The organism is Trebonia sp. (assembly GCF_049794275.1).
Taxonomy (GTDB): domain Bacteria; phylum Actinomycetota; class Actinomycetes; order Streptosporangiales; family Streptosporangiaceae; genus Trebonia.
In genome coordinates this window covers 1-3,834 of sequence record NZ_JBARCR010001033.1, presented here as the reverse complement: position 1 = coordinate 3,834, position 3,834 = coordinate 1, and the positions used below count along the sequence as shown (strand labels likewise).

At 70.4% G+C, this 3,834-nt stretch carries 2 protein-coding genes and 1 pseudogene; all 3 read left to right on the top strand.

The annotated features are described in order from the left end of the window. Positions 1-466 precede the first annotated feature (466 nt). Positions 467-1,906: pseudogene (locus WA805_RS25915) on the top strand (circularly permuted type 2 ATP-grasp protein); the annotation flags it as partial. A 113-nt stretch (positions 1,907-2,019) separates the two neighbouring features. Then, the gene (locus tag WA805_RS25910; protein WP_422282431.1) at positions 2,020-2,970 is read left to right on the top strand and encodes an alpha-E domain-containing protein; all 951 of its coding nucleotides are present in this window, start codon (positions 2,020-2,022) and stop codon (positions 2,968-2,970) included. Between the two features lie 3 nt (positions 2,971-2,973). Further along, the coding region (locus WA805_RS25905; protein WP_425243656.1) for a transglutaminase family protein at positions 2,974-3,834 on the top strand (861 nt) is incomplete at its 3' end.

Here is a 3,834-nt window from a genome sequence, read left to right as displayed (position 1 = left end):
GCCACCTCTCTCCCCACCAGGCTAGCCGCCATCCGGCCCCGCCCCCTCCGGCTGCCGCCCGCCGCCCTGTTACTGCCCCAGGAGTACCACCAGTCACCGCCGACCGGCTCCGCCCGATACCTGGGTCACTTTGCAGCCGAAATGACCACTTGTGACCGGTCACCTAACCCGAAAAGTGGTCACCACGGCTGCAAAGTGAACAGGAGTGACTGATGTGATCATTGCCCAGCGTCGGTACGCCCGGCACCTTCACTGCGATCTGATAACAGCAAGATGCGGCTGGGCCGCCAAAGATTGTGGGGACTTTGTCCCCGTTTCCGGCGGCAAAGTCCCCACAATAAATCCACCGCCCTGATAACAGCAAGAAGCGGCGCGGCCGCGACCCCGGGCGGCGCGCGGGTTGGTCATGCCGGGGAAATAGTCCGAAACATCTGTGTCACCTGGCGAAATGGACGTGGAACAGCAGATGTCTACGCTGGAGGGCGTGGCGGACATTTTCGACGGTTACCGGCTCGCCGAGGCCTGGGACGAGATGTTCGCCGCGCCCGGCAAGCCCCGCGCGGCCTACGACGCGCTCGTGTCGGTCCTGCAGCCGATGGATCCCGGTGAGCTGAGGTACCGCGCGGACCAGCTCGCCCGGGTGTTCACCGACCGCGGGGTCACCTACGACTACGCCGGGGAGGAACGGCCGTTCCCGCTCGACCTCATACCGCGGGTCATCGACGCCGTCGAGTGGGATCTCATAGCCAACGGGGTCAGGCAGCGGGTCAAGGCGCTCGAGGCGTTCCTGGCGGACGTCTACGGGCCCGGCCGCGCGTTCGACGACGGAGTGATCCCGTGGCGGCTCGTCTTCACGAGCGAGAAGTTCCGCCGCGAGGTCATCGGGGTCGCCCCGCCGAACGGAGTGCGGGTCCACGTCGCCGGCATCGATCTCGTCAGGGACGAGGCCGGCCGGTTCCGGGTTCTCGAGGACAACGTGCGCGTCCCGTCCGGGGTGAGCTACGTGATCGAGAACCGGCTGGCCATGACCAGGACCTTCCCCGCGCTGTTCGCCGAGCAGCGCGTGCACCAGGTCGACGAGTACCCGTCACGGCTGCTCGGCGCGCTACGGGCCGCCGCGCCGCACGGCGTCGTCGACCCCTTCGTCGTGGTGCTCACCCCCGGCATGTACAACGCCGCGTACTTCGAGCACACCCTGCTGGCGCGGCTGATGGGCGTGGAGCTCGTCGAGGGGCGTGACCTGTTCTGCTACCGGAACAGGGTCTACGTGCACACCACGCACGGCAGGCGCCCTGTCGACGTGATCTACCGGCGGGTCGACGACGACTGGCTCGATCCGCTGCATTTCCGCCCCGATTCCGTGCTCGGCTGCCCCGGCCTGCTCAACGCCGCGCGGTCGGGCAACGTGACGATCGCCAACGGCATCGGCAACGGGGTCGCCGACGACAAGCTGATCTACACCTATCTGCCCGACCTGATCAGGTACTACCTCGGCGAGGAGCCGCTGCTCGACAACGTGGAGTCGCACCGCCTCGACGACAAAGAGGTGCTCGGCTGGGTGCTCGGCAACCTGGACCAGCTGGTGCTCAAGCCGGTCGACGGCGCGGGCGGCGCCGGCATCGTCATCGGCCCGCGCGCCACGACAGAAGAGCTCGCCATGCTCAAGGCCAGGGTCCGGGCCAACCCGCGCGGCTGGCTGGCGCAGCGCCCGGTGGCGCTGTCCACGTCGCCGGTGCTTGTGGGGGAGAAGCTGGCGCCGCGGCATATCGACTTGCGGCCGTTCGCGGTGAACGACGGCAGCGACGTGTGGGTGCTGCCCGGCGGGCTGACGCGAGTGGCCCTCCCCGAGGGGGAACTGGTCGTGAACTCCAGCCAGGGCGGCGGATCCAAGGACACGTGGGTGCTAGCCAGCGCCCGTTCGGGACTGATCCAGCAGAATCCGCTCCAGTCAGTCGTGATAACAGCAAGAAGTATCGGACCCGAGGTCACGGCCCTCGGCAGGCAGAGCGGTCCGGATCAGTGAACAGCGAGCTGCTCAGCCGGATCGCCGAGACGCTGTACTGGACCGGGCGCTACGTGGAGCGCGCGGACGACACCGCACGGCTGATCGACGTGTACGTGCACCGGATGCTCGGCACGGCGGGCGGCGGCTCGGACGCGGAGTGCCGCGCGCTGTTCGGCATCCTCGGCGTGGCAGCCGAGCCGGACGCCGGGCTCGACGTCGGCGCGGTGCTGTTCCGCCTGGTCTACGACACGCACAGCCCCAGCGCGATCGCCGGGGCCGTGCTCGGCGCGCGGGCCGGCGTGCGCGGCATCCGGGAGGTCATCTCCAGCGAGATGTGGGAGTGCCTGAACGTCACGGCGCTCGCGCTGCCCGGCCAGAAACGCGCCGCTGAACGCCTCGGCCCGCACGTCTACCTGCGCTTCATCAGGGAGCGGGCCGCGCTGTTCTTCGGCCTCGCCGACTCGACGATGAGCCACGACGACGCCTGGCGGTTCCTGGTGCTCGGCCGCAGCCTGGAGCGCGCCGACATGACCGCGCGGCTGCTGCTGGCGAGGATGGCCGCTCCCGACGACCTCGGCTGGCCGGTCCTGCTGCGAGCCTGCGGCGCGCACGAGAGCTTCATCCGCACCCACGGCTGGGCCGCGGAGTCCGCGCGGGTCGCGGAGTTCCTGCTGCTCGACAGGCTCTTCCCGCGCAGCGTCGTGCACGCGCTGGCCACCGCTGAGGAATGCCTGGCCGACCTGTCCCCTGGCCCGGTGCGGGTGCGGGCAGGTCTCGACGACCCGGCGCGGCGCCCGGTCGGGCGGCTGCGCAACCGGCTTGAGTACGCTGACCCGAAGCAACTCCCGGCCCAGCTGCCTGAGCTGCTGTCCACCTTGCAGGAGACCTGCGTGCGGGCGAGCGAGGCGATCTCCAAGCGGTACTTCCAGTACCGGTCGCCGGTCGCCTGGGAACGGGGCGGCTGAGCGGTGGGCTGGCGGCTGCGGATCGAGCACACCACCCGGGTCACGTACTCAGGGCCCGTGCTGACGTCGTTCAACGAGGCGCGGATGACACCGCTGACGCTGCCGACGCAGACGACGATGGACGCGCGGGTGACCGCCGGGCCCGGCGCGCCGGTATGGACCTACAACGACTACTGGGGCAGCTACGTCAGCGTGTTCGACCTGCCCGAGGCGCACGACGGGCTGCTGATCCTGGCGACCGCGATGGTGGAGACCGAGCCGTTTCCCGGCGTCCCCGCCGCGCAAGACCGCCCCGGCTGGGCGGAGCTGCGCGCGCGGGCGCCGCACGGCCGGCTGCTCGAGTTCCTGCTGCCGACCCCGCTGACCACGGTGACGGGGCAGATCCAGGACGCGGCCATGAGCGACATCAACGGCCTGGACCCGGACGAGGCCGCGGCGGCGATCTCCGGCCGCGTCCGCGAGCACGTCACGTACATGCCCGGCGCGACCGGGGTGCGCACCAACGCCCAGGAGGCCTGGGACAAGGGCCAGGGAGTATGCCAGGACATGGCGCAGCTGACCGTGGCGCTGCTGCGCGCCGCGGGGCTGCCCGCCCGTTACGTGTCCGGCTACCTGCACCCCGACGTCCACGCGGAGCCCGGCCGCACCGCGGTCGGGCAGAGCCACGCCTGGGTGGAGTACTGGGCCGGCTCGTGGATCCCGCTCGACCCGACGAGCGGGGCCGAGGTGGGGGAGCGGCACGTGGTGGTCGCCCGCGGCCGCGACTACACCGACGTCCCCCCGCTCAAGGGTCTCTACCACGGCCCGCCGGAAAGCGACATGGAGGTGACGGTCGAGGTCACTCGCCTCGCATTATCCCGAACG